The sequence below is a fragment of the Thermomonospora echinospora genome, assembly GCF_900108175.1.
GTDB classification, from domain to species: Bacteria; Actinomycetota; Actinomycetes; order Streptosporangiales; family Streptosporangiaceae; genus Thermomonospora; species Thermomonospora echinospora.
The window spans coordinates 1-1,445 of record NZ_FNVO01000066.1 but is presented as its reverse complement, the minus strand read 5'-3'; the positions used below and the strand labels follow the sequence as shown (position 1 = coordinate 1,445).

General features: G+C 68.9%; 2 protein-coding genes. One reads left to right on the top strand and one right to left on the bottom strand.

The window, feature by feature from the left end:
* The coding region (locus C4U03_RS39670) for a DUF6192 family protein (protein ID WP_103945032.1) at window positions 1–805 on the bottom strand (805 nt) is incomplete at its 3' end.
* Window positions 806–1,212: 407 nt separating this feature from the next.
* Between C4U03_RS39670 and C4U03_RS39665 the strand changes: the two genes are divergently transcribed.
* Window positions 1,213–1,445, top strand: a 233-nt coding sequence (locus C4U03_RS39665; RefSeq protein ID WP_200827804.1) for a hypothetical protein, incomplete at its 3' end; no start/stop codon positions are given.

Here is a 1,445-nt window from a genome sequence, read left to right as displayed (position 1 = left end):
CGATGGCCGCCTGGGCCTGGTCCAGAAGGTGGTGGATGACGTCGCGGTCCTGCCGGGTCAGCGGGTCGGCCTGAATTCGTGGCATGAGTCGTTTGATCCCGCTGACGAAGGCGTGGCCGGTCCGCAGCAGGTCCAGGAAGTGGATCGAGCGTTCGACGTGCTTGATCGCAGGTGTGCGTTCCCGGGCGGTGTCTTGTACCTGCTGGTCGTGGTCGCGTTGCGCCCGGTACAGCTGACGCCGGGTGTGCGGGTCCGCCATGACGCGGCCGGCGACGTCCGGCCGGCTCAAAAACTCCGCGGCCACGGCGGACCTCACGGTGTCGTCGGAGGCCAGCTCGCGGATCCGGCGGACCTTCGTGTCAGCGGACACGGTCCTGACATGACCTTCGGCCCTGCCTTCGGCCTTGGCTACGGCCTTGGCCGCGGCCTCTGTGGTCCAGTGGCGGCGGCCGCGCCGGTCCAGTGGCGGTTTGCGGATCAGCTTGAACCGGTCAGGATGAGACGCCATTACCCGGTGGACGCTGTAGCTGACATCAGCGCGCCGCTGATCTGCTGGCCACGCGTCGGCGACCCAGCGCCATGTCAGCACGGTGTCGAACGTCTCGCCGATCTCGTCGGCGAACAAGCGCAGCGAGGCGTGGATCCCTTCGTCTCGTCCCGACCGGGGACGACGGATCGGTTCGATCTCCAGCGCCATGTCGCCGATGGCGAACTGGTGACTAGTCATCGTCTGCACCATGTCGTGCGCCCGGTCGACCAGGGTGTCGAAGCGGCGTTCGGTGACATTTCCGATCTTGTCCGCCACGGTGTGCCTCCGCAGTGACGTCTGTCGCCTGCGTGGACCGCCGCCGGCCCGGATCGCCGGTCAGGCACCCTGATGGTGTCTGGCCTCGAAGGGCGGGCGCTCGGTCAGCCCGCCAGCTCTACATGGAATCCCTGAAGAAAATTATTCGCCCCCGCGTCCATGACCACAACCCTGTGACCTGGGAAAACACGTCTACGTGCTGAGTGTCGGTCATGAGGGATCGCCGGCCACGGGTGACCCTCCAGCGGGCGTTGTCGCAGCAGACCTGCACCGCGGGTCGGCGCCGCTGGGGGCCGCCACCAGAGACGGCCGCGGTGGCCACCGCCAACACCGAGGTCACAGCGGTGCGGCAGGCCTGTGGCGGGGCAGGACGTAACCGGGAACCGGCGCCTACGGTGCGCCTGGTGATGACCGAGGACACACCCCGCCGGGGCCGGCCCCTGCGTCTGCTGGACGAACGGGTGCGCAGCGAGCTGCTGGAGGCGATCGAGGCCGGGGCGACGATCGAGGCGGCGTGCGCGGCGGCCGGGATCACCAGCGCCACGTACCGGTCCTGGATGGCCCGCGGCCGCCAGGCCCAGGAGGCCGAAGAGGCGGGCGAGACGGTGCCGGACTCCGAGGAGCCGTTTCTTGCGTTTCT